We start from the raw sequence: 21,558 nt of genomic DNA, 5'->3' as shown, positions 1-21,558 counted from the left end.
TACTGTTCGGTATGTGCAAATAAATCATGTCTACTGGATCAACGGAAAAAAGCATTTGCCCCTTTTTTGCTTCTGGCATGGTTTCAAATTAAAGGGGGTAGGGGAATAAATGACTTCGCTTATTAAAGGACATTTGACGTTTAGTGAATTGTTAGAACGCTGGCAAATTAATAAAACTGACCTATTTCATCTGATAGCAGATAAAAAGTTATTTCCTTCGATTTTTTTAAATGGATTCTATGATGTGTTTGAATCTGGTGATCAGGGTCGTGGTTGGAAGTTAATCGCGAAAGAACATGATTATATGAAATGGGTAGTTCAACAAATCGAAAGCGAGTTTGACGATAATTTCCGAGCCACAGAAGTAAATGGATACTATTACTTGAGGTTTCAGCGACAATCTCCACTCGAGCTTGATGCTTATCATGTTAGGGACAGACACCCATCAGCTGAATGGGGTGGCAGAATGTGGCGTTTGGATGAAGCGGTTCAATTTAATTGTGGGGATGATCATATTGGTGATTCTGATTATGTTGTCTTCCTGAGGGAAGAAATTGAAAGATTTGAGCGAGCAAGTGGCATGAATTTAGATATTTCGCATCCTCTAATTGCTTCGGGAAGTTTGATTGATTCAGTTTCTGAACCTGGTGACCAAGAACCAAAGGTATCCGACCAATTATTAACTGGTGATCTCGATGATGAAAAGGATTTTTCTTCTCGAGAACGAAATACTCTTTTGAAAATTATTAAGGCTTTATGCGATGCTGAAAAATATGATTTATCGAGCCTGTAAGAATTTCTGTGTAAATGCCACGGAACAAGTCAGTGATCGTATTTTTGAATGCGATCACCAAACTCAATCATAAAACGATTTAAGGCCATACGCCAATTGTGAACGACTCTGCGCCAATGATAGTGCTGCAACCAGTGTGAAAGTAGGTTATCGTCAGGCTTGTATTCTGCGAACCCCCCGTTACCCAGCGTAACGGGGGGTTTTGCTTTTAGGCTTTGCTTTGAATGCGTTCATCTGATCGCCGATGTCCTTACGCATTGGCGGTGCTGTGATGGCCGTTGATCGGTTCGTACAGGCTCACTCTCAGCCGGTTTGCCTGATGCCGGACACTGATTCCTGAACGTAACAATAAAAAGGGGGCTTTCGCCCCTTCTTCGATGGTCTTCCATTTCATTTCGCCCTAGGACATTATGATTCTGTATCAATTCCTTTGTCTTGTCCTTGCTTCTCTCAGTAATAATCAGAACGTTACCTCCCGCATCCGACGAGAGGTAATAATTACTTGATGAGTGGTAAAGATTGATACGCTGGAGCGCTTAAAATAGATTATCGAAAAATATCTAACATGAGAATCATGATTTCTACCCAAGCAAAAGGTTTTTCTTTAGTCGAGGTGCTTATTGCTGTATTTGTGCTGGCGCTAGGGGTGATTGGTGCAGCAGGATTGCAACTCGCAGCTGTTCGTACGTCTCAGCAAAGTGGCTATCAAACTATTGCCGTAGAACTAGCAAATGAGCTGGCGGATAAAATGCGATCAAGTGATGCTCAAATGAAGTTACCCGATTCGGCAAATGTGTTTGCAAATATTAAATATGACTCTACTTCTGATTCAGATCCTACGGCCCCGACGCTGTGTTACAGCTCATCAGCTAATTGCAGTACAACGGATCTGGCAAATGCAGATATTTACGAATGGTTAGTCAACGTCAAAAAACTACTCCCTGGCGGCAGAGTTTTAGTTTGTCGCGATTCAGCGCCATTTGACACCTCCAGTAAAGCGCTGACATGGACTTGTACCGCAGATTCTAACGCGGGACTGACGATAAAAATTGGTTGGAAAAGTAAAAATCCAGATGGAAGTTTTGTCACAAGTAGTGGTGTCACACCTCCAAGTGTTGCGTTGACAGTTGAATCCTACGTGAAATAGTTATGTCTAAAATTACTTATAAATCTTCCTTCGCCAATCCCGCAAAAGCTAATCAGTATGGCTTAACTTTAATTGAATTGTTAATTTCAATTACCGTCGGTTTGCTTGTGGTGTTGGCTGCAACTGGCTTGGTTGTCTCAACGAAAAAGTTGTTTCTGAGTCAGACCGAAGGAAATGAGACTCAGGATACTACGCGTTTTGCGTTGGACAACATTTCCCGCTCCATTCGCCGTGCTGGTTATGTTAATTATGATTTTAGTAACTCTTTCCAAATAACTCCCGCCAAGGCCAAGGCCGACATTATTGGAATGGATGCAAACAGTGTTACCGCAACTTCGGATGATATTTCATCGCCAACCGGGTCAGCTGTAAATTTCAGTGATTTATTGGCAATCCGGTTTTTTGGATCAGGTAAGACGGGTAGTGGAGATGGAACTGTGAGTAATTGCGCGGGATTCTCGGTCCCAGAACCAGTCTCTTCAAACACTGCAGATCAGGATCGCGGCTGGAGTATATATTACGTCGCAAATGATGCGAATGGTGAACCAGAACTTTTTTGTAAGTACTATAGTCCGGATACCGGAAAATGGAATGCTCAATCTATCGTTAGAGGCGTTGAGTCGTTCCAGGTACTTTATGGTGTCGATACAAGTAATCCCACTGATGGTAGTGCTAACAAATTTTTAACTGCGACCGCTTTAAATGCTTTAGATGCCACACTGGTTCTCGTTGGCGATACGGCAGATCAAAAAGCGGAAGATCTGAATCGTAAAACTTATTGGAAAAAAATTACTGAAATAAAAATCGCTTTGCTCGTGAGTGGTGCGCAGAATTCGAGACAAGATGATGCGAAAACTACTTACAACTTGTTTGGGGCTAGCTACGCCGCTGCGAATTCCGGTATTGATAAGGGAACGACAATTAGAGAAGCCGATTTGCCAGCTTCACGACAAAACCGTATCCGTAAAGTTTATAACGCAACCGTTTTGGTACGTAACGTATGTAATGTAGATCCAGATCGCGGTACCTGCCTTCCTCCAAACTGAGTTCAATAATATGCGTAAAGTAAAAAAAATGCCTGTTAAAGGTCTTGATTTCCCTCGGTTGCTGCTGCGTAAGCGGCAAAGAGGTGCGTCTCTGATTGTTTCATTGCTGATGCTAATTGTCGTTTTGATGTTAAGTATTTCTCTTGCAATGGTTTCTTTGCAGGGAGAGAAAGCTTCAAGGAGTGATCGGGATCGTCAGATTGCATTGAATGCAGCCGAAGCTGCGCTGAAAGATGCTGAAATGGACATTGATCCTCAGGTCGCATTGGCAAACGGCAGAAGTGATTTATTTGATGCGACATCCACATTGTTTTTTGAAGCAGGTTGTGCGTCTGGCGACGGTAATCTTTATCAGGGGATGTGCGCAGCTGCAACTGAAGGACAACAGCCAACATGGATAACCGCTGATATTGCTGACGATAGTGCCGGTTCTCCCTCGGTTAAATACGGACGTTTTACAGGACAGACGATGGTGACTGGAAAAGGTTCTTTTCCTGCAAAATTGCCGCGTTATATTATTGAGGCAGTACAGGACGTTGATCCGGGTGGAAAGGCTGATGATCAAACTAAATATATTTTTCGCATAACTGCGGTGGGTTTTGGTCCGAATTCCAATGCCAAGGTCGTTTTGCAATCTTTCTACAGAAAAGCTGTTAAGTCATAAAATTTTGCACTACCAGAGTTGAAGATAAGACTCTGGCCGGAGAGCTGATATGAAAAAAATAATCAAATCTGTTATTTCAAGTTGTTTTTTACTTGCTAATACTTTCGCGCTTGCAGCACCACCTGTAGTTAATCTGGCCAACATTCCTCTTTATTCAGGCGGTGGTAGCGTTAGACCTAATTTACTGCTGGATCTTTCTGTTGAGTTTCCGACAGTAAAGGCGGCATACAATAATGCGAGTGATTACAACAAAACTATTGAATACCTAGGATATTTTAATTCTAAGAAATGCTATGTGAATGGTGGTACCAAGAGCTACGCATTGGTTGACACTTCAGGAAAATCCGTTAGTGGGGGGCCTAAGACGGCAAGTTGGTCTAATACGCAACCAACGGTAGAAAATGCTCCCGATTCTTTTTTTAAAATTTCTGGCGATGCTGATAGTAATTATGAATGTAACGGAAGTTCATTCAGCGGAAATTTTATGAATTGGGCTTCCTCATCAGCTATTGATATGTTGCGTCTTTCGCTGACTGGCGGTGACCGAATATACGATGGTGCGACACAAACCATACTGCAACGCGCTTTTTTATATAACTCGTTTTATAGCTCGGGGTATTTCAAGCAAAAATCTATCGCCGCGTCGGCAACGCAAAGCGCTCCGAATAAGGTTACACCGTATTCGGTGACGACTTTGTATATTTTAAATTGTGACAATAAAATTCTGTTCAATGACGTTTCAACGACAAAGGGCTGCTCAACGAATAGGACGTATCCCACGAATGTTTCGGCAAATGACACAAAATTGATTTCTGGTACGGACAGAACGCTGGGAGAGTTTCTTGTTCGCGTACAAGTTTGCGATGCAAACGAAGCATCTACGAGGACGGATTTGTGTCTCAAATATCCTAACGGTAGTTATAAGCCTGTAGGAAATATGCAGCGAAATCAGAATAACGTCAGGTATGGTGCGTTTGGTTATCTGATGAATAACGTGAATACTCGCTATGGTGGTGTGTTGCGTGCTCCGTTGAAGTATGTCGGAAGCAAGCAATATCGTGTCGCCAATGGTTTTACCGAAGAAGTGAATGATCGACCTGAATGGGACCCTAATACAGGGATTTTTGTTGCTAATCCAGAAAATGATACTACCGGAAACAGTGGTGTTATTAACTATCTCAATAAGTTTGGTCGTACCGGAAATTACAAAGGTTATGATCCTTTGAGCGAACTGTACTATGAGAGTATCCGCTATTTACAAGGAAGACAGCCTACATCAAACGCTTATTCCTCCATGACAACGACGGAGCAAGATAACTTTCAGGTTTTGACAAACTGGGTTGATCCGGTAGAGGCTTCATGTCAAAAAAATTATATTATTGTTATTGGTGACGCCAATACTCACCAAGATACTTATATTCCAGGCGGAACTTTAACCGGAGCCAGTCGTAGTAAACGTGCAGCAGATACAGCAACAACACAGTGGCCGGCTTTTAATGTGGCAACGCAGACTGCTCTAGTTGCAGCCTTGGAGTCTTCATCTTCGTCGGGTAATTCGGCACCAGCTAGTTCACTGGCTAATATGGCGACGACATATACCGGGTCGGGGTCGAAGTTAGGGACGGGGGCGGGTACTTTTTATATGGTTGGTGCCGCCTATTGGGCGCATACAAATGATATTCGCCTTGATAAGCCCGTGCGCGTTAAAACCTTTACGATTGACGTTGATGAAAATGGGAATGGCTCTATCGATTATGCGTCGAGAGACGCTACGGCTCCGCGACTGTCTCAGCTTTATCTGACGGCAAAATATGGTGGCTTTAATGACCTTAATCTTGATTTAAATCCGTTCAAGACATTCGGCTCAGACGGAAAAACCGTCGTCAATAATAATAAAGAATGGGCGAGTGGCAATGGTACTGATCCTGACAATTTCTTCCTTGCCAGCGAACCTAAGAAAATGATGTCAGCGATTGATAACATTTTTAAGACGGTTGCATCGAGTGGCGGAAATCTCGCTGGTGTGGGAATTTCCTCGACCAGCGCGAGTGATAATCCATATGTTTATGAACCAGGATTCATGGCGGAGAAATGGTCTGGTAGCCTGAAGAAAATATCGGCAATCGGAACCAATCCAACACCTGTATGGGATGCTGGCGTGATTCTGACGGGCGACCCCGTTGCAAAACCTGCCGTAGCTCCATCTCCTTTGCCAGACAGTCGCAATATTTACACGTCAAAAGTCGCAGCAGATGGGTCTCTGTCTTTAGTACCATTTACCTCCTCGGGTGGAAACTTTAGTGTCGCAGATCTTCAGGCGCTCAATACAGATCCGCACACTGGGACGGTTGATAACTTTGCGACGGACAGGATTAATTTTTTACGCGGAGACCGTAGCCAGGAGCAATCTAAAGATGCTGCTGGTAATGCCATCGGTAAATTCAGGGCCAGAGATAGCGTTTTAGGCGACCTTATCAATAGTGCACCCGTTTACTACGGCGCCCCAGCAAAAAATATTTCCGGTGTGGGATATACCGATTTTTACAAAACATATGTGAACCGTCAGAAAGCTGTCTATGTTGGATCGAATGACGGCATGTTGCACGCATTTGATGCCGTTAATGGTAATGAGTTGTTTGCTTATGTACCAAACGCGTTAATTTCAAAATTAAATCAACTGACCGATCCTTACTATAATCATCAGGCGTTTGTCGATGGCCGGATTACGGTGAAAGAAGCGCAAGTCAAAGGTAATTGGAAAACTTTGTTAATTTCCGGGTTTGGCGCAGGGAACAAAGGTGTTTTTGCACTCGATGTGACGAATCCGGCTAATTTTTCCGGTGGATTAGGAGCAATTTGGGAGTTCTCGGATAAGAATGATGCGGATATGGGATATGTGCTCGCTCCTCCTATCATTGCGAAATTCAGAACTGGCGGATCCGCAAGCAATCCAACTTATTCGAATTTCGTCGTCATCTCCAGTGGTTTTAATAATTACGATTCGAATCCGTCTGCGACGGGCAAGGGCGCATTATTTTTACTTTCCCTGGATAAAAACCCAGGAGATCCTTGGGTAATTAATTCGAATTATTTCAAGTTAATGACCCCGATTAAAGACGTTACACAGAAAAACGGATTGGGAGCCCCAAATATTACTTATGGTAATGATGGTGCTGTTAATTTCGCTTATGCAGGCGATTTACAGGGGAATATGTGGCGTTTTGAATTTGCCGGTAACGATTTAACAAAAGCCAAAACTGCAACTACACCTGTGTTCACTGCAAAAACACCGACAGGCGAAACGCAGCCGATTACTGTGCAGCCGCAGATCGTTTTTGCCCCAGGCGGCGGATATATTCTGTTATTCGGTACTGGTAAATACGTAGAAACCTATGATGTTACACCAGCGAATTATCTTGTTAATACTTATTACGCAATACTCGATACTACATATGCTGCGGATGCCGTAACGGGGCGTAGCCAGTTAGTGCCGAGAACTGTGACTCTCTCTGGTACCGGTTTAACCTTAACTGGCGATAAATTTACCTATGGAACCGCGACTGGAACCAAAAAAGGCTGGTATTTTGATTTCTATGATTCTAAAAATACCGGCGAGCGTATACATCACACGTTGCCAGGTACAACAGCGGGAAATTATTATTTCTTTAATACACTAATCCCTAGTAATGATCCTTGCTCCGGAGGTACTGGCAGAAAGTACATGGTCGATGTATTAACTGGTTTAAGTTCTGACGTTACCGGAACATTGTCGACCATCGGTTTGCTGACGTCACCGATTGTTATCAATATGTCGACCACAGTCGGAGATAGAAATGCAGTCGGAGGTCGTCGAATCACTACGGGTATTTCCGTAAGAAGTAGTGGGCCTAAAGGCAGTGAAAACGTCTCCGCTCCGAGTGCAACAACCCGAGCAGGTCGTTTAAGCTGGAGGGAGCTGGAAAATTACGATGAAATGCGTAAAACGATGATCTCGGGCGGAAAGTAATCTTTGATAATTGAGAATGATATGGAAAAAAATAAAAAAGCTGGCTTTACTTTGATTGAATTAATGACTGTAATCGCCATTATGGGTATTTTGTCTGCGATTGCTTATGCCTCATATAGTTCTGCGATGACAAAAGCAAAGCGTTCTGAAGGAAAATCTGCATTGATGAAGTTGATGCAGCAGGAGGAACGTTTTTATACGCAAAATAATAGCTATATCGTATTCTCTCAGGCATCCACTGACGCGAACGAAACCAAATTTAACTGGTTTTCAGGCGATTCAGCAAAGAAGAGTGCTTATGAAATTAAGGCGACGGCTTGTACGGGAGATACCATACAAAATTGTGTTTTATTGACGGCAACACCGGGCACAACAAATGTTGATGGTAAATTTAAGGACACTGTTTGTGGCAACCTGACATTAACAAGCACAGGAGTAAAGGGTTTTACCAGCACAACTGGAACAAAAGAAGAGTGTTGGTAAAATGAAAAAAATATTTAAATCTGTTATCGGAGGAAGCGGATTTTCTCTGGTCGAACTTATGGTGACCGTCGCTATCGCGGCGATCTTAATGGCAATTGCAGCGCCTAGTTTTAAAATTTTCATTGATAACCAGAAACTATTGACCACGGCTACGGAGTTTTATTCCGCGGTCAATATGACCAGGTCTGAAGCAATCAAAAGAGGGGCGCAGGTAACACTTGCTGCTAACGACGGGGCCAGCTGGACTTCAGGGTGGACAGTATTTGTTGATACGAATGGTAACGCTCGTCCGGATACTGGTGAAACAACGATCTTCACTCATGATGCGACTACCAAAAATATGGAAGTGACCGGGCAATTTACAGACTCAGCATCACCTTATGTTTCATTTACAGGAAATGGCCGAAGCAGAACGAATACGAGCAGCCAGCAACCTCAGGCAGGTACAGTATCATTTAAACTTGGAACTGCAATCCGGCGGGTAAAAGTCAATTTTCTCGGCCGTGCACGCATCTGTAATCCCGATACAGATTTGAAAACTTGTGCAGATAATGCTACGGGGAACTAAGGTATTGCAGACTCAAAAGAGTGTTACGATGAATCTTCAGGGGCTAGTAACGGCTCGGGAAGTCAATAAGTTTTTTGATTGGATGGGGGTGTACGTTTTTCTTTAACCGGAGAGGTACCTAAACCGGCGATACCGCACTATCCGGCAAGTCGAGCCCGAAATTTATCATCCTTCGTCCGGAGAGAGCGACTCCCCGGACGTAAAATGTGTGCAGAATAAAAAAGAGTTACAAGCCTAAGCGAGTAACTCTTTTTTATTTTCCTACGTATTTTGGCTCCCCGACCTGGACTCGAACCAGGGACCTGCGGATTAACAGTCCGTCGCTCTACCGACTGAGCTATCAGGGAATAGAAGATTTACATCTTCATTTAGCTTTTTATGCACAGTGATTTGTTATTAAGTTCACTGCTTACTTCAAATTCTTTGGCTCCCCGACCTGGACTCGAACCAGGGACCTGCGGATTAACAGTCCGTCGCTCTACCGACTGAGCTATCAGGGAACAGAGACAAAGATTATATTCGTTGCCCCTTCACTTGTCAACGACTCAAGCCATTCAAACTTACAAAACCTTGGCGATAGCATCAATGACGTTATCGATATTTTTGCTATTCAAAGCAGCGACGCAGATGCGCCCTGTGTCAACGGCATAAATCGAATTGCCTTCACGGAGTTTGCTGACTTGTTCTTTAGTTAAACCAGAATAAGAAAACATACCGCGTTGCTGAATAACAAAATCGAAGTTGTGAGCAGGGGCTTTTTCTTTCAGTTTAGCAACGAAAGCGTGGCGCATTTCACGTATGCGGACGCGCATGCCGGCCAACTCTTCTTCCCAAAGTTGGCGTAATTCTGGCGTGGCTAATACTGTTGCCACAACTTGTCCGCCGTGTGACGGTGGATTTGAATAGTTCGTCCGAATAACGCGTTTTAATTGCGACATGATGCGCACCGCTTCATCTGCATTGGATGCCGCAATGCTGAGTGCGCCGACGCGTTCGCCATAAAGCGAGAATGACTTGGAGAAGGAGTTCGATACAAACAACGCACCACCTGCTTCAGCGAAACGGCGCACCACTTTACCGTCGGCTTCTATACCATCTCCAAAACCTTGGTAAGCCATATCCAGGAAGGGAATTAAACCGCGTTGGGTGACGACTTCGATAACTTGTGTCCATTGATCGTCCGTCAGGTCTGCACCGGTTGGATTATGGCAGCAGGCGTGCAGCAACACGATAGAGCCAGCAGGCATAGTTTTCAATGCATCTAACATACCTGCAAAATTCACGCCCCGGGTGTTAGCGTCATAGTAAGGATAGTTGTTGACTTTGAAGCCGGCGGACTCGAACAGCGCACGATGATTTTCCCAGCTTGGGTCGCTGATCCAGACCTGAGAGTCTGGCGTGAAACGATGTAAAAAGTCAGCGCCCAACTTCAATGCACCTGTCCCACCAATTGCTTGTGCTGTAATTGCGCGCTTTTCTTTTACCACGGCGCTGTCTGCACCGAAGACTAATTCCTGCACTGCCTTGTCATAGGCAGCAAGCCCTTCAATCGGTAAATATGTGCGCGGGGAATATTTTTCGATCAGAATGGCTTCGGCTTTTTTAACGCACTCGAGCAGCGGAACCTTGCCATTATCATCATAGTACACACCAACACCGAGATTGACTTTCGCCGGATTCTGATCGGCGTTGTATGCTTCGGTAATGCCCAGGATAGGATCACGGGGAGCCATCTCAATGGCGGAGAACAGAGGAGAGGAGGTAGAAGCTGTCATGATAATATTGAAAATTATCTGCCGTTGCCGACAGTAATGGTTGGAATGGTAAAAAATACGAATGTCATAGGGCTTACGTAAAATCGTTCAGACCAGGTATGCTGAACAAGACAGTGGTTATCAGTAAGGGTGATACTAAAGAGTTAACGCGGGGATATCGCGTTTTCACGTTTGTTTTGCGTAAATCCTATCAGCCTCATATTCTAGCAAAGGTAACAGAACCATGGCGGTTGCTCCCGTGAATTCAGTCGCTTTATCTGATCAATTGGATGAAGCAAAGTTTATATCGTTTCCTGATTCTCCTTACCAGTTATATCAGTTATTTCAGCCTGCTGGTGATCAGCCAGCAGCCATTGCTCAGTTGGTGGAGGGCATCAATGACGGGCTATTTTTTCAAACTCTGCTGGGGGTGACAGGCTCAGGTAAGACGTACACGATGGCGAATGTCATCGCCAGAACGGGGCGTCCGGCGATTATATTTGCACCGAATAAAACCCTGGCGGCGCAGTTGTACAGCGAGTTCAGGGAGTTTTTTCCGCGCAATGCGGTTGAGTATTTCGTGTCTTACTACGACTACTATCAGCCCGAGGCTTATGTACCGCAAAGGGATTTGTTCATTGAAAAAGATTCTGCGATCAATGAGCATATCGAGCAGATGCGCTTATCGTGCACTAAATCCCTGATGGAACGCCGGGATGTGATTATCGTCGCTACCGTGTCGGCCATATACGGTATCGGTAATCCTAACGAATATCACAAAATGATTCTGACTCTGCGTGCCAGAGACAAAGTCAGCCAGCGCGATGTTATTGCGCGTCTGATACAGATGCAGTATTCACGTAATGACGTAGACTTTGGCCGCGGCACTTTCCGGGTGCGGGGCGATACGATTGATATTTTTCCCGCCGAACATGCCGAACTCGCGGTTCGTGTGGAAATGTTCGATGACGAGATTGAAAATTTACAGCTGTTCGATCCGTTGACGGGGCGTATTAAGCAGAAAATCCCTCGCTTCACCGTATATCCGGGGTCACATTACGTAACTCCACGCGAGACGGTTTTGCGGGCGATAGAAACCATTAAAGAAGAGTTGCGTGAGCGTCTGGATTTCTTCCGGCGCGAAAACAAGCTGATTGAAGAGCAACGCATCGAACAACGTACCCGCTTTGACCTAGAAATGATGGCGGAGATTGGTTTTACAAAAGGGATTGAAAATTACTCGCGTCATCTGAGTGGTGCCAAGCCGGGTGAACCACCACCGACACTGGTTGATTATTTACCAGCCGATGCCTTGATGTTTCTGGATGAGTCACACGTGCTGACCGGACAATTAAACGGCATGTATAACGGTGACCGGGCGCGGAAAACGAATCTGGTTGACTACGGTTTCCGTTTGCCTTCTGCACTCGATAATCGCCCCTTAAAGTTTGCCGAATTTGAAAGCAAAATGCGGCAGACCGTGTTCGTTTCAGCGACACCGGGAGATTACGAGCACGAGCACGCCGATCAGGTGGTGGAGCAGGTTGTGCGTCCGACTGGCTTAGTCGATCCTGAAATCGAAGTGCGGCCGGCATTAACGCAGGTTGACGACTTGATGGGTGAGATCACCGATCGCGTAAAGAAAAATGAGCGGGTACTGGTCACGACTCTGACCAAACGCATGTCAGAGCAATTAACCGAATTTTTAACTGAGAACGGTATTAAAGTCCGTTATTTGCACAGCGATATCGATACTGTTGAGCGGGTCGAGATTATCCGTGATCTGCGTCTGGGGACCTTTGATGTTCTGGTCGGTATTAACTTGCTGCGTGAGGGGCTGGATATTCCTGAAGTTTCGCTGGTCGCGATTCTGGACGCCGATAAAGAAGGTTTTCTGCGTTCAGAGCGCAGCCTGATTCAGACCATAGGTCGTGCCGCACGTAACCTGCACGGGAAAGCAATTTTGTATGCTGACAAAATCACCGATTCCATGCGTCGTGCCATAGGTGAAACTGAACGTCGTCGCAACAAGCAGCTCGCGTTTAACCTCGAAAATAACATTACTCCTACCGGTGTCCGCAAACAGATTAAAGACATTATTGATGGCGTGTATCACCAGCAGGAAGCCAGGGACGATCTTGTCGCCGCGCAGGAGCAGGCAAAATACGAAGTCATGAGTGAGAAGCAAATCAGTCGCGAAATCAAGCGCCTGGAAAAACTGATGCTGGATCACGCTAAAAATCTGGAATTCGAGAAAGCCGCACAAGTGCGGGATCAACTCGCCCATTTGAAACAACAATTGTTTGGAGCAGGTGGCAGCGATAATGTACCAGCATGAGGACCCGATAAAACACAGTACGCTTGCTGCACGGGGTAAATATGACGCCAGTCATATTCACCCGGCACTCCGCTGTTACTTGCAGGTGGACGTCATGCGGACACCAATAATGACGGGCATTAATACTGCCAGCGTTTATTGCTGATTTCGGGTAAATCCTGCATCAGACAAACCTGATTACGTCCTGCTTGTTTGGCCTGATACAGTGCTGCATCGGCTTGCAGAAACATATCGTTTTCAGTCTTGCAGCAAGGGAAATCCGAGATGCCGCCGCTGAAGGTGAATTGCTTGTTTTCGCCAGGTCTGGTCGTAAACATGATCTTGCTGAAAGCCTCACGCATTGCATCCAGCTTTTGCTTGCCTTGTTCGCGGTCGCAATCCCAGAATATCACCACGAATTCTTCGCCACCGAAACGACTTAGCAAGTCATGCTCACCCAATAAGCCTGAAAGCACCAGCGACAAACGTTTAATGACGATATCGCCAAAATAATGTCCCCAGGTATCGTTGATGACCTTGAATTTGTCGATATCCAGGATGCCGTAGGCCAGGCATTTTCCTTCGCGATTGGCGCGGCGGATTAATTCCTGCGCCTTCTTTTGCAGACCGATTTTATTCAGCAGGCCGGTTGCGCGGTCGCGGCTGATCAGATCTTTGCTGGCGCGGATTTTATCGATACGATTGAGCAACAGGCGGGTCAGTATGTCGCTGTCTGTGTTTTGTATGATTTCATCGAAGCCGCTGTCGAGTGCATGACGGGCGAGCCCGGTATCTGCATGTTGCTGCAGCATGATGATTTCACGACTCTGATCGAATTCAATATTCTTTTTTAATACACGTACCAGTGCTTCCGTATTTAAGAAATGCGCCTGATCGATCAGCACGATGTCCGGCTGCATTTCTTTGACTTTGACGTGTAATGAGCGTGCATCCTGTGAATGCAGCAACTGAACACTGTGCTCTGCAAGTAACTCCGTGTTGAGCGGCAGCTTATCGCCAAGATAGACGATGGTATTGGTATCGCCGCGTTTGTGACGGCCAAACAGGTTGAATAGTTTATCGACCAGCACTTCATTGCTGATTGGCTTTTCAGCATAAGCCAGACAATGACTTTCAACCAGTTTTTGTTGCAGTAAAAAGCGTTCACCCTGCCTGACAGTTTGCAGATAAACATAATTGTGGTGCGCGGGCAGTCTTTGCAACAGATCGCTGAGGAACATGGTCTGACGACGTTGTTGCTGCATGTCGTTTTGCATGTTGTAGAGCACGTCGAGATCAATCACAAATAAATCCTGATCAGCTGCATGCTCGACGGCGCTGACAAAATCGCTCATCTGATCGAAAAAGCGTATGTCGAAATCGTACTTATGCGCGCAGAGCAGAAGTTCTTTTTTATTATCTTTAATGAAAAAGGTTTGTGCCAGCAGTTTTACCTGATTTTTAAATAACAACCCTGCCTCTGCCATTGCTTCTCCGTATGCGCGCACATTGGCGTAATACCATTAAATGAAACGATGTTGCTGTGATGAATTTTATACGAGATTACTCTCCATCTTTTGTATTCCGGCTGAAATATCTGATTTCCTCAGCGGCAAAAATAAAATTATGGCGAAAAAAAGACATAACCATGTTGTTCGCTGTTATTGAGCGGAATTAACAGCACCTGAGCGTCCGGATGTTTGATCACTGACATCGATTACAGGAGGATACGGCGACATGTAGTATCCCGTCATTACCATCCGGATGGAAATCCGCTTAACAATCAGTTTCCGCATTTCACCGATAACAGGAGACATCATGGCTGCAAAAAAAATTCTTATGCTGGTAGGGGACTTTGTCGAAGATTACGAAGTAATGGTACCCTTCCAGACGCTGCTTGCCGTAGGACACGAAGTACATGCCGTATGCCCGGATAAAAAAGCCGGTGACTACGTTGCTACGGCCATTCATGATTTCGAGGGGCAGCAAACCTACACAGAAAAGCCAGGGCATCGTTTTATTCTGACACATGATTTTGCCCGCATTAACGAACACGACTACGATGCCTTGTTGATTCCCGGCGGCAGGGCGCCGGAATATCTGCGTCTGAATCCGCGCGTGATCGAAATTACACGCCATTTTGCACAGCAACAGAAACCGGTTGCCGCAGTCTGCCACGGTGCGCAGATTCTGGCGGCGGCGAAGGTGTTGGATGGCGTGCGCTGTTCAGCCTATCCCGCCTGTCAGCCCGAAGTGGAGCTGGCTGGCGGCGTATATGCACCAATTGCCGTGACCGAGGCCGTCACCGACAAAAATTTTGTCACCGCACCGGCGTGGCCTGCGCATCCGGCATGGCTTGCGCAATTCCTTGTTTTGCTTGGAACAAAAATCCATTTATAAAAATGACATTACCCGTATAATCATCAACAGAAAGTTTGCCTGACGATTTGCGGGGTACATCATGTGTGAAATTTTTGTCAAAGCCGACCCTGGCTTGTATGAATCCAAAGCGCGCTCGCTGCGCTTACATGGCGTCGTTACTTCGATTCGTCTCGAAAAACTGTTTTGGCTGACCCTGCAGGAAATCGCTGAACGCGATGGTATGAACACCAATCAACTCATTACCAGGCTCTATGATGAGTTGATTGAATATCGCGGTCATATCGATAATTTCAGTTCTTTTCTGCGCGTTTGTTGTCTGCGGTACACATCGCTGATGGTGGAAGGAGATATTTCCACCGATAAAAATCTGCCATTGGCAGGTGTACGGGAATCGCAGCAGGAGATGACTCGCTTTTTAATTTGATGTCTGTTTAGCAGCAGCGCAAATTCACCGGGTGCAGTCAGCCCGGTATTTTTTTGCGGCGGAGCGCATACTCCCCCCTTAAAACGTCATTTTCGCCTTCTTCTCAAGATGAACAAAGGGCTTTTGAATATACTCCCCCCAGTATATTTTTGCTCTGTGAACGCCCGCAAGCTTATTCTTTTCCACTTGACGCTGATTCCGCTATCGACCATCGTAAGATCGCGCTGCTTTATTTCTGTACCGGGAGTGCTCTATCTGCGTAGTCGATGAACAATAGCGGCGTTTATGCCCGCGAAACGTGATGGTCGATGGCCTGGTCTGGAGGTGGAAGATGCTTTTCCATGATGTTATGCGCTAAGATCAATGCTTCACTTGCATAAAGGCTCACGATGAAATGTGCTTTGCTGATTATCGACGTGCAACGCGGTTTGTTTGATCACGAGCCGCGACCTTATGAAGCCGACGTGGTCGTTGACCGCATTAATGTGCTCGCTGACCGTGCGCGCCATGCCGGAACCCCGGTTGTGTTCGTTCAGCATGAAACAGAGAATGACGAACTGGCGTTTGGCTCCGACAACTGGCAACTGGAGCAGCGGCTGGTGCTGGAAGACGGTGACACCATTTTGCGCAAGACGACACCGGATTCCTTTTTGCGTACCGAGCTGGGTAGTCTGCTGGCGAAGTGGAGAACCGAGTTGCTTGTGATTTGCGGGTATGCCAGTGAATTTTGTGTCGATACCACCAGCCGCCGTGCCGCCGCACTTGGTTATCCTGTGATCATCGCTGCCGATGCGCACACCACACACGACAAGGCACATGCGAGTGCCTTACAGATACGCTGGCATCACAAATCACATTGGAAAATATCACCAGCTTTGGCCCGGTGATACGCGCAATCGACTGCGAGCAGATCGTATTCGGCATCTGAAAGCCTGCGTTGTCTGATGACAGGCGGTGCTGAAAAGCATCGAGCGGTTGCGTACGGGATTGATCATCCAGTAAAAATGCCGGGATTAACCCGGCATTGATACGCTGTCAGAGTGAAAAGCGGAATCAGTCTGCTGCAACCCGTTTCGCGATGTGGGCCAGTGCTTCTTCGACCTGATCAATCAGAATCAGGCACAGATCACCTTCTTCCAGTCTGTCCATTGCCAGATCAATCGCGATAAATTCGCCGTAAATTTCATCAACTCGGCTGGTTTTCGAAGCATTTTTCAAGCCTTCACGCAGCAGGGCGATCACCTCGCCATCAGCGCGGCCGCGCTGACACTGATCCTGATACAGTACGACATCATCAAAGGCTTCACCGAGAATCTGTGTTTGCTGGCGAATGTCCTGATCGCGGCGGTCACCGGCGCCACTGATGACAACCGAGCGACGTTTGGCTGGCATGGTTTCGACAGCACGCACCAGCGCCAGAATCGCATCCGGATTGTGACCGTAATCTGCAATGAGGGTGGCACCGCGGTATTGGAACACATTGAAACGACCAGGTGCATTATCTGCTTCATTCGCAAAGGTTTTCAGGCCGGTGCGGATGTCATCCCAGCCAAGATTGACGCCCCATGCTGCGGCAACAGAGGCCATGACGTTTTCGACCTGAAAGCCGATGCTGCCGTTACGGGTGATAGGGATGTCGGCCAGCGGTATACTGTGGCGGAATTTGCCTTCGGCAGCGATCAGTTCGCCGTTTTCGATATACACGACACGCTTACCTTGTGCACGATGTGCTGCCATGATCGGATGCTGACTGTCAGCAGCAAAGAAAATCACTGCCGACGGGCAATTTGCCGCCATGCTGGCAACGATAGGGTCCGCCGCATTCAGAACGGCATAACCATTATCTGCCACGTTCTGGACGATGACACGTTTCAGAACGGCCAGATCCTCCACCGTCGTGATGTAATTCAGACCGAGGTGATCACCGGAGCCGATATTGGTAACGACGGCAACCTGGCAGCGGTCATAAGCGAGACCTTCGCGCAGGACACCACCACGGGCGGTTTCAAAGACCGCGGCATCCACATCAGGATGCGATAGCACATTGCGTGCGCTGCGCGGACCACTGCAGTCGCCGCTATCGATCTGACGGTTGCCGATATAAACACCATCGGTGTTAGTCATGCCGGTACGTAAGCCACTGGTCGTCATCAGATGAGCGATCAGACGGACAGTCGTCGTTTTTCCATTGGTACCGGTGACGGCAATGATAGGAATACGACCGTCGTCACCATCCTCAAACATGGCGCTGACGATGGCCTCGCCAACAGCGCGTCCTTTGCCGAACGACGGGGAAATATGCATACGTAAACCCGGCGCAGCATTAACCTCGACGATACCGCCATTTTGCTGTTCTATTGGTTTCAGCACGCTGTCTGCCACCAGATCAACGCCGCAGATATCGAGACCGATCATTTGCGCTGCGGCAACCGCACGCGCTGCGACTTCAGGATGGACATCATCGGTCACGTCAGTCGCAGCACCGCCGGTAGAGAGATTCGCATTGTTACGCAAGATCACGCGCTGACCTTTCGGTGGAATGGAGTCAGCCTCCAGACCTTGTTTGGCGAGACTCGCAAGCGCGATATCATCAAAACGGATCTTGGTCAGCGAGGTGGAGTGGCCGCTGCCGCGACGCGGATCTTTATTCACCTGTTCCACCAGCTGACGCACTGACTGTTTGCCGTCGCCGACGACTTGCGGCGGGTCACGACGTGCAGCGGCGACCAGTTTGTTGCCGATCACGAGCAGACGGAAATCGTTGCCCGGCAAGAAGCGCTCAACCAGAATGTCGTCGCGGAACTCGGTTGCAGCATGGTAGCCTGCAACCAACTGTTCACGTGTAGTGACGTTGACGGTGACGCCTTTACCCTGATTTCCATCCTTAGGTTTGACCACCACAGGCAAGCCGATTTCCAGCGCAGCAGCCCAGGCATCGTCGGGGCCATCCACAGAACGGCCAAGCGGTACTGGTACACCGGCTGCATGCAGCAGTTTTTTGGTTAATTCTTTATCTTGCGCGATCGCTTCTGCGATGGCGCTGGTGCCATCCATTTCCGCCGCCTGAATTTTACGCTGCCGCGAACCCCAGCCAAACGCAACGAGGCTGCCATCGGTCAGACGGCGATACGGAATATTACGCGCAACAGCAGCGTTGACAATGGAACCGGTGGATGGGCCGAGGCGCACATCTTCATCGAGTTCGCGCAACTGATCGAGAGCGGCTTGCAGATCAAACGTCGTGTTATTCAGTGCCGCATTAATCAGTTTTTCTGACAGTTCGAGCGCGAGACGACCGACGGCTTCTTCGGAATATTCAACGACGACCTGAAAAATTCCGGGCTCGACGGTCTGTGTCGTGCGGCTGAAGGTGACCGGACATCCTGCCTGTGCCTGTAAGCCCAGGGTAGTCAGTTCAAACACATGCGCAATCGAGATTGCATCATTGTAGCCAGTCGGTTGCAAAATGCTCAGCTCGGGGAATAACGCACGCAAACGGTCTTCAAAACCGACCAGTTCTGCAATTGAACATTCAGCTTCGTTGCAGGCAACGATGGCTTCTACCGACGTATGATGGCTCCAGAGATTCGGGCCACGCAGGGCACGGATGCGTGATACTTCCATAAAACTTAGTCCTGTTGAAAGGGGCAGTTAATCAGGTAGCGTTGCCGGGGGCGATATATTTTCATCCGTAAAAGCGGCAGGCTACCTGTGTTTTTTATTTAAGTTAATTCAGCGAAATTGATAGAGCGATGAAGCATCCCTGTTTCAATATACTGTCTTCGGGCTGGAATCAAAAGTTCTGAGCCCGGCACCGATCAGCTCCGGACTGACGTCCAGAGCCCAGGCCCCTGCGACCGCAGCCATGATACTTTCAGGCTGTGCAGCTTTGGTCGGTTTCAGTGACGATAGCGGCAGCAGCGCTGTTTCTTCTGCACCACTTGCCAGGACAATATTATTGTCTCGTATGAAAACGACGCGTTCGCCCGATGCACGATGTGCTGTGAGAGCATCGAGATGTTCATCCAGTGCGTAGAAAATCACTTTGCCATCACACAACTCGGCCAGATCCGCTACGGCAGGTATTGCGGCATTCAAAACCGCAGTACCGGTGCGCAGCACAACATCAACCTGGGTACGCATAATTTTGCGCATCTGCTCGGCATCGCTGATATAAAACTCACCGAGATCTTCGTGACCATCAAAATCTGTGACGATGCCGACAGTACACTTGTCGTAGGGCAGACCGTCCGTCAACAGCGCGCGCGCATTAGTTTCAAACACCGCAGCTTCCACTGAGCGGTTTATCAGCAAACGTTGGCCGGATTCCCAATTTGCGCAATTGCCTTCGGTGACCAGACGTTTATTCAGGTACAGACCCTGACGGCAGGCAACGCCGGTTTCCTTTCCGGCGATATTCAGCAGACCGCCGATCAGTCTAGAAATCAGGTCGGTATTGCGTGTACCTGCAACGCCGACGATTTGCATGCGACCGGTTTCGTCCTCGGCAAACAGATGATCGACGATCGCCTTGCCAACATCACGTCCTGCACCGTTGGCCGGTTTGATGTGTGCCAGTAAACCCGGGCTGGCATTGACTTCGATGATGGCACCACGTTGTTCAGTCAGCGGGCGGCTGATATCTTCGGTGACAAGGTCAACACCAGCGATATCCAGACCGACAATACGCGCAGCAAGCGTGGCTGCATAAGCAACATCGGGATGAATAATCTCAGTCACATCCAGAGCGACGTTGCCATTGAGCTGAATTAATACTTTTTGATTTTCCTGCGGTACGGAATCGGCATCCATGCCCTGACGCTTAAGCTCAAGAATTACTTCTGCAGCAACGGCCGGCTGGATAATATTGAGTGGGAATTCTTCTGTCGTGCCGCGGCGCGGATCGGTATTAATCTGAGTATCAACCAGTTGCTGAACAGTGGATTTTCCATCACCCTTAATCCACAGTGATTCCCCCTTGCCAACGGCAACCACTTTATTTCCAACCACGAGGACGCGATGTTCATCTCCAGCGATAAAGCGTTCGACGATCACACTTTTGCTGTCACCTTTACGTGCTGCCAGATGATAGGCTGCTTCCACGTCTGCCTGCGTCATCAGATTCAGTGATACGCCGCGTCCGTGGTTACCGTCATAGGGTTTGACAACGACAGGCAGGCCGATGTCCTGCGCTTCTTCCCATGCTTCTTCGGCGCTGCGGACGATACATCCTTCAGGTACAGGGACGCCGCAGGCTTTCAAGAGAGTTTTGGTCAGATCTTTATCTGAGGCAATGCTTTCGGCAATGGCGCTGGTACGGTCAGTTTCAGCTGTCCAGATACGGCGCTGTGCTGCACCATGCCCCAGTTGCACCAGATTGCCATCCGTCAGACGCAACGAAGGGATGCCGCGATTCGTTGCCGCATCGACGATGCTGGCAGTGCTCGGTCCCAGGCAACGAGCGTCAACCATGTCACGCAATATATTGAGTCGGGCTTCAAGATCAAATGGCTGATCTTCGATCGCTGCCATCAGCAAATCGCGTCCTGTGGCGAGGGCTGTACGGCCGACTTGCTCTTCACGTGTACGGAACGCCATTTTGTAGACACCGGTAACCCCGGTTGAACGGGTTTGTCCGAAACCTGTGCGCATTCCGGCGAGATTTTGTAATTCCAGTACGATATGCTCAAGGATGTGACCAGCCCAGGTGCCTTCACGCAGGCGCTCAAGAAATCCGCCTCGTTCACCCACACCGCAGCGATGTTCGATTAAGCCCGGCAGCCAGGCTATTAAACGCTCGTACAAACCCGGCAACATATTAGACGGCGTATCTTCCAGCGCCCCTATATCAAGCCACGTTTCTATGACTGGCCGGTAAGTCCAGATATTCGGTCCGCGCAAATGATTTACACGGAGAATGCTGATGTCTTTCTTCTTTGTCGTCATGTAAGTAATTTCTTATAGATCGGGAGCA

Annotated in this window: 16 protein-coding genes and 2 tRNA genes; 11 read left to right on the top strand and 7 right to left on the bottom strand. The window is 47.7% G+C overall.

Translation table 11 applies throughout. The features are described from left to right. Nucleotides 1-109: 109 nt before the first annotated feature. Nucleotides 110-793, top strand: coding sequence for a hypothetical protein (locus tag ACPAOP_RS08890; protein ID WP_423707701.1), 684 nt, complete (start codon nucleotides 110-112; stop codon nucleotides 791-793). Between the two features lie 250 nt (nucleotides 794-1,043). On the opposite strand, the gene ACPAOP_RS08885 is transcribed toward ACPAOP_RS08890, so the two are convergent. Next, entirely contained in the window at nucleotides 1,044-1,187 is a 144-nt protein-coding gene (locus ACPAOP_RS08885) for a hypothetical protein (protein WP_423707700.1), read from the bottom strand. Nucleotides 1,188-1,367: 180 nt separating this feature from the next. On the opposite strand from ACPAOP_RS08885, the gene pilV reads away from it, so the two are divergent. Genes pilV through ACPAOP_RS08855 form a run of 6 tightly spaced genes read left to right on the top strand, consistent with a single transcriptional unit; the run spans nucleotide 1,368 to nucleotide 8,707 of the window. Next, nucleotides 1,368-1,940 (top strand): type IV pilus modification protein PilV, encoded by a 573-nt coding sequence (pilV, locus tag ACPAOP_RS08880; RefSeq protein ID WP_423679753.1) that lies wholly within the window; start codon nucleotides 1,368-1,370, stop codon nucleotides 1,938-1,940. A gap of 2 nt (nucleotides 1,941-1,942) precedes the next feature. Then, a complete protein-coding gene (locus ACPAOP_RS08875; protein WP_423707699.1) occupies nucleotides 1,943-2,986 on the top strand; it encodes a PilW family protein in 1,044 nt (347 codons plus the stop codon). Nucleotides 2,987-2,996: 10 nt separating this feature from the next. Further along, nucleotides 2,997-3,650, top strand: coding sequence for a pilus assembly PilX family protein (locus ACPAOP_RS08870; RefSeq protein ID WP_423707698.1), 654 nt, complete (start codon nucleotides 2,997-2,999; stop codon nucleotides 3,648-3,650). A 49-nt stretch (nucleotides 3,651-3,699) separates the two neighbouring features. Further along, nucleotides 3,700-7,656, top strand: coding sequence for a pilus assembly protein (locus ACPAOP_RS08865; RefSeq protein WP_423707696.1), 3,957 nt, complete (start codon nucleotides 3,700-3,702; stop codon nucleotides 7,654-7,656). Between the two features lie 21 nt (nucleotides 7,657-7,677). Then, nucleotides 7,678-8,139 carry a type IV pilin protein gene (locus ACPAOP_RS08860; RefSeq protein WP_423707695.1) on the top strand — a complete coding sequence of 154 codons (462 nt, stop codon included), beginning with the start codon at nucleotides 7,678-7,680 and terminating at the stop codon, nucleotides 8,137-8,139. A gap of 1 nt (nucleotide 8,140) precedes the next feature. After that, nucleotides 8,141-8,707: a GspH/FimT family pseudopilin gene (locus ACPAOP_RS08855; RefSeq protein WP_423707694.1), complete on the top strand. Its 567-nt coding sequence runs from the start codon at nucleotides 8,141-8,143 to the stop codon at nucleotides 8,705-8,707. A gap of 271 nt (nucleotides 8,708-8,978) precedes the next feature. On the opposite strand, the gene ACPAOP_RS08850 is transcribed toward ACPAOP_RS08855, so the two are convergent. From ACPAOP_RS08850 to ACPAOP_RS08840, 3 genes are all read right to left on the bottom strand, one after another. Continuing rightward, nucleotides 8,979-9,054 (bottom strand) — tRNA-Asn (locus ACPAOP_RS08850). 77 nt (nucleotides 9,055-9,131) lie between these two features. Continuing rightward, nucleotides 9,132-9,207, bottom strand: a tRNA-Asn gene (locus ACPAOP_RS08845). 60 nt (nucleotides 9,208-9,267) lie between these two features. Then, entirely contained in the window at nucleotides 9,268-10,482 is a 1,215-nt protein-coding gene (locus ACPAOP_RS08840) for an aromatic amino acid transaminase (RefSeq protein ID WP_423707693.1), read from the bottom strand. Between the two features lie 223 nt (nucleotides 10,483-10,705). Between ACPAOP_RS08840 and uvrB the strand changes: the two genes are divergently transcribed. Then, nucleotides 10,706-12,799 carry an excinuclease ABC subunit UvrB gene (gene uvrB, locus ACPAOP_RS08835; RefSeq protein WP_423707691.1) on the top strand — a complete coding sequence of 698 codons (2,094 nt, stop codon included), beginning with the start codon at nucleotides 10,706-10,708 and terminating at the stop codon, nucleotides 12,797-12,799. A 119-nt stretch (nucleotides 12,800-12,918) separates the two neighbouring features. Here the strand turns inward: uvrB and ACPAOP_RS08830 are convergent, their stop codons facing one another. Continuing rightward, entirely contained in the window at nucleotides 12,919-14,265 is a 1,347-nt protein-coding gene (locus ACPAOP_RS08830; RefSeq protein ID WP_423679745.1) for a GGDEF domain-containing protein, read from the bottom strand. 331 nt (nucleotides 14,266-14,596) lie between these two features. Between ACPAOP_RS08830 and ACPAOP_RS08825 the strand changes: the two genes are divergently transcribed. The 3 genes from ACPAOP_RS08825 (at nucleotide 14,597) to ACPAOP_RS08815 (ending at nucleotide 16,471) form a co-directional block, all read left to right on the top strand. After that, on the top strand, nucleotides 14,597-15,178 hold the full coding sequence (locus ACPAOP_RS08825; RefSeq protein ID WP_423679743.1) for a DJ-1/PfpI family protein: 582 nt from the start codon (nucleotides 14,597-14,599) through the stop codon (nucleotides 15,176-15,178). 61 nt (nucleotides 15,179-15,239) lie between these two features. Further along, nucleotides 15,240-15,584 carry a ribbon-helix-helix domain-containing protein gene (locus tag ACPAOP_RS08820; RefSeq protein WP_423679742.1) on the top strand — a complete coding sequence of 115 codons (345 nt, stop codon included), beginning with the start codon at nucleotides 15,240-15,242 and terminating at the stop codon, nucleotides 15,582-15,584. A gap of 389 nt (nucleotides 15,585-15,973) precedes the next feature. Next, entirely contained in the window at nucleotides 15,974-16,471 is a 498-nt protein-coding gene (locus ACPAOP_RS08815; protein ID WP_423707689.1) for a cysteine hydrolase family protein, read from the top strand. A gap of 166 nt (nucleotides 16,472-16,637) precedes the next feature. Here the strand turns inward: ACPAOP_RS08815 and cphA (ACPAOP_RS08810) are convergent, their stop codons facing one another. Together cphA (ACPAOP_RS08810) and cphA (ACPAOP_RS08805) are read right to left on the bottom strand one after the other, a co-directional pair. Next, complete coding sequence (cphA, locus tag ACPAOP_RS08810; RefSeq protein WP_423707687.1) at nucleotides 16,638-19,208, bottom strand: cyanophycin synthetase; 2,571 nt, start codon at nucleotides 19,206-19,208, stop codon at nucleotides 16,638-16,640. 144 nt (nucleotides 19,209-19,352) lie between these two features. Further along, nucleotides 19,353-21,530: a cyanophycin synthetase gene (gene cphA, locus ACPAOP_RS08805; protein WP_423707686.1), complete on the bottom strand. Its 2,178-nt coding sequence runs from the start codon at nucleotides 21,528-21,530 to the stop codon at nucleotides 19,353-19,355. Nucleotides 21,531-21,558 lie beyond the last annotated feature (28 nt).

The sequence above is a fragment of the Undibacterium sp. WLX3042 genome (assembly GCF_049544825.1).
Classification (GTDB): domain Bacteria; phylum Pseudomonadota; class Gammaproteobacteria; order Burkholderiales; family Burkholderiaceae_D; genus Undibacterium.
The sequence above is the reverse complement of the archived record's forward strand: the minus strand, read 5'-3'. Positions and strand labels throughout refer to the sequence as shown.

Bases quoted from the DNA above. Each gene is read 5' to 3' on its own strand.
- ACPAOP_RS08885 (WP_423707700.1), bottom strand. From the start codon at position 1,187: ATGAAATGGAAGACCATCGAAGAAGGGGCGAAAGCCCCCTTTTTATTG.
- ACPAOP_RS08825 (WP_423679743.1), top strand. From the start codon at position 14,597: ATGGCTGCAAAAAAAATTCTTATGCTGGTAGGGGACTTTGTCGAAGAT.
- ACPAOP_RS08815 (WP_423707689.1), top strand. From the start codon at position 15,974: ATGAAATGTGCTTTGCTGATTATCGACGTGCAACGCGGTTTGTTTGAT.
- cphA (WP_423707686.1), bottom strand. From the start codon at position 21,530: ATGACGACAAAGAAGAAAGACATCAGCATTCTCCGTGTAAATCATTTG.
- ACPAOP_RS08820 (WP_423679742.1), top strand. From the start codon at position 15,240: ATGTGTGAAATTTTTGTCAAAGCCGACCCTGGCTTGTATGAATCCAAA.
- ACPAOP_RS08875 (WP_423707699.1), top strand. From the start codon at position 1,943: ATGTCTAAAATTACTTATAAATCTTCCTTCGCCAATCCCGCAAAAGCT.
- ACPAOP_RS08840 (WP_423707693.1), bottom strand. From the start codon at position 10,482: ATGACAGCTTCTACCTCCTCTCCTCTGTTCTCCGCCATTGAGATGGCT.
- ACPAOP_RS08890 (WP_423707701.1), top strand. From the start codon at position 110: ATGACTTCGCTTATTAAAGGACATTTGACGTTTAGTGAATTGTTAGAA.
- cphA (WP_423707687.1), bottom strand. From the start codon at position 19,208: ATGGAAGTATCACGCATCCGTGCCCTGCGTGGCCCGAATCTCTGGAGC.
- ACPAOP_RS08855 (WP_423707694.1), top strand. From the start codon at position 8,141: ATGAAAAAAATATTTAAATCTGTTATCGGAGGAAGCGGATTTTCTCTG.
- ACPAOP_RS08870 (WP_423707698.1), top strand. From the start codon at position 2,997: ATGCGTAAAGTAAAAAAAATGCCTGTTAAAGGTCTTGATTTCCCTCGG.
- ACPAOP_RS08865 (WP_423707696.1), top strand. From the start codon at position 3,700: ATGAAAAAAATAATCAAATCTGTTATTTCAAGTTGTTTTTTACTTGCT.
- pilV (WP_423679753.1), top strand. From the start codon at position 1,368: ATGATTTCTACCCAAGCAAAAGGTTTTTCTTTAGTCGAGGTGCTTATT.
- ACPAOP_RS08830 (WP_423679745.1), bottom strand. From the start codon at position 14,265: ATGGCAGAGGCAGGGTTGTTATTTAAAAATCAGGTAAAACTGCTGGCA.
- ACPAOP_RS08860 (WP_423707695.1), top strand. From the start codon at position 7,678: ATGGAAAAAAATAAAAAAGCTGGCTTTACTTTGATTGAATTAATGACT.
- uvrB (WP_423707691.1), top strand. From the start codon at position 10,706: ATGGCGGTTGCTCCCGTGAATTCAGTCGCTTTATCTGATCAATTGGAT.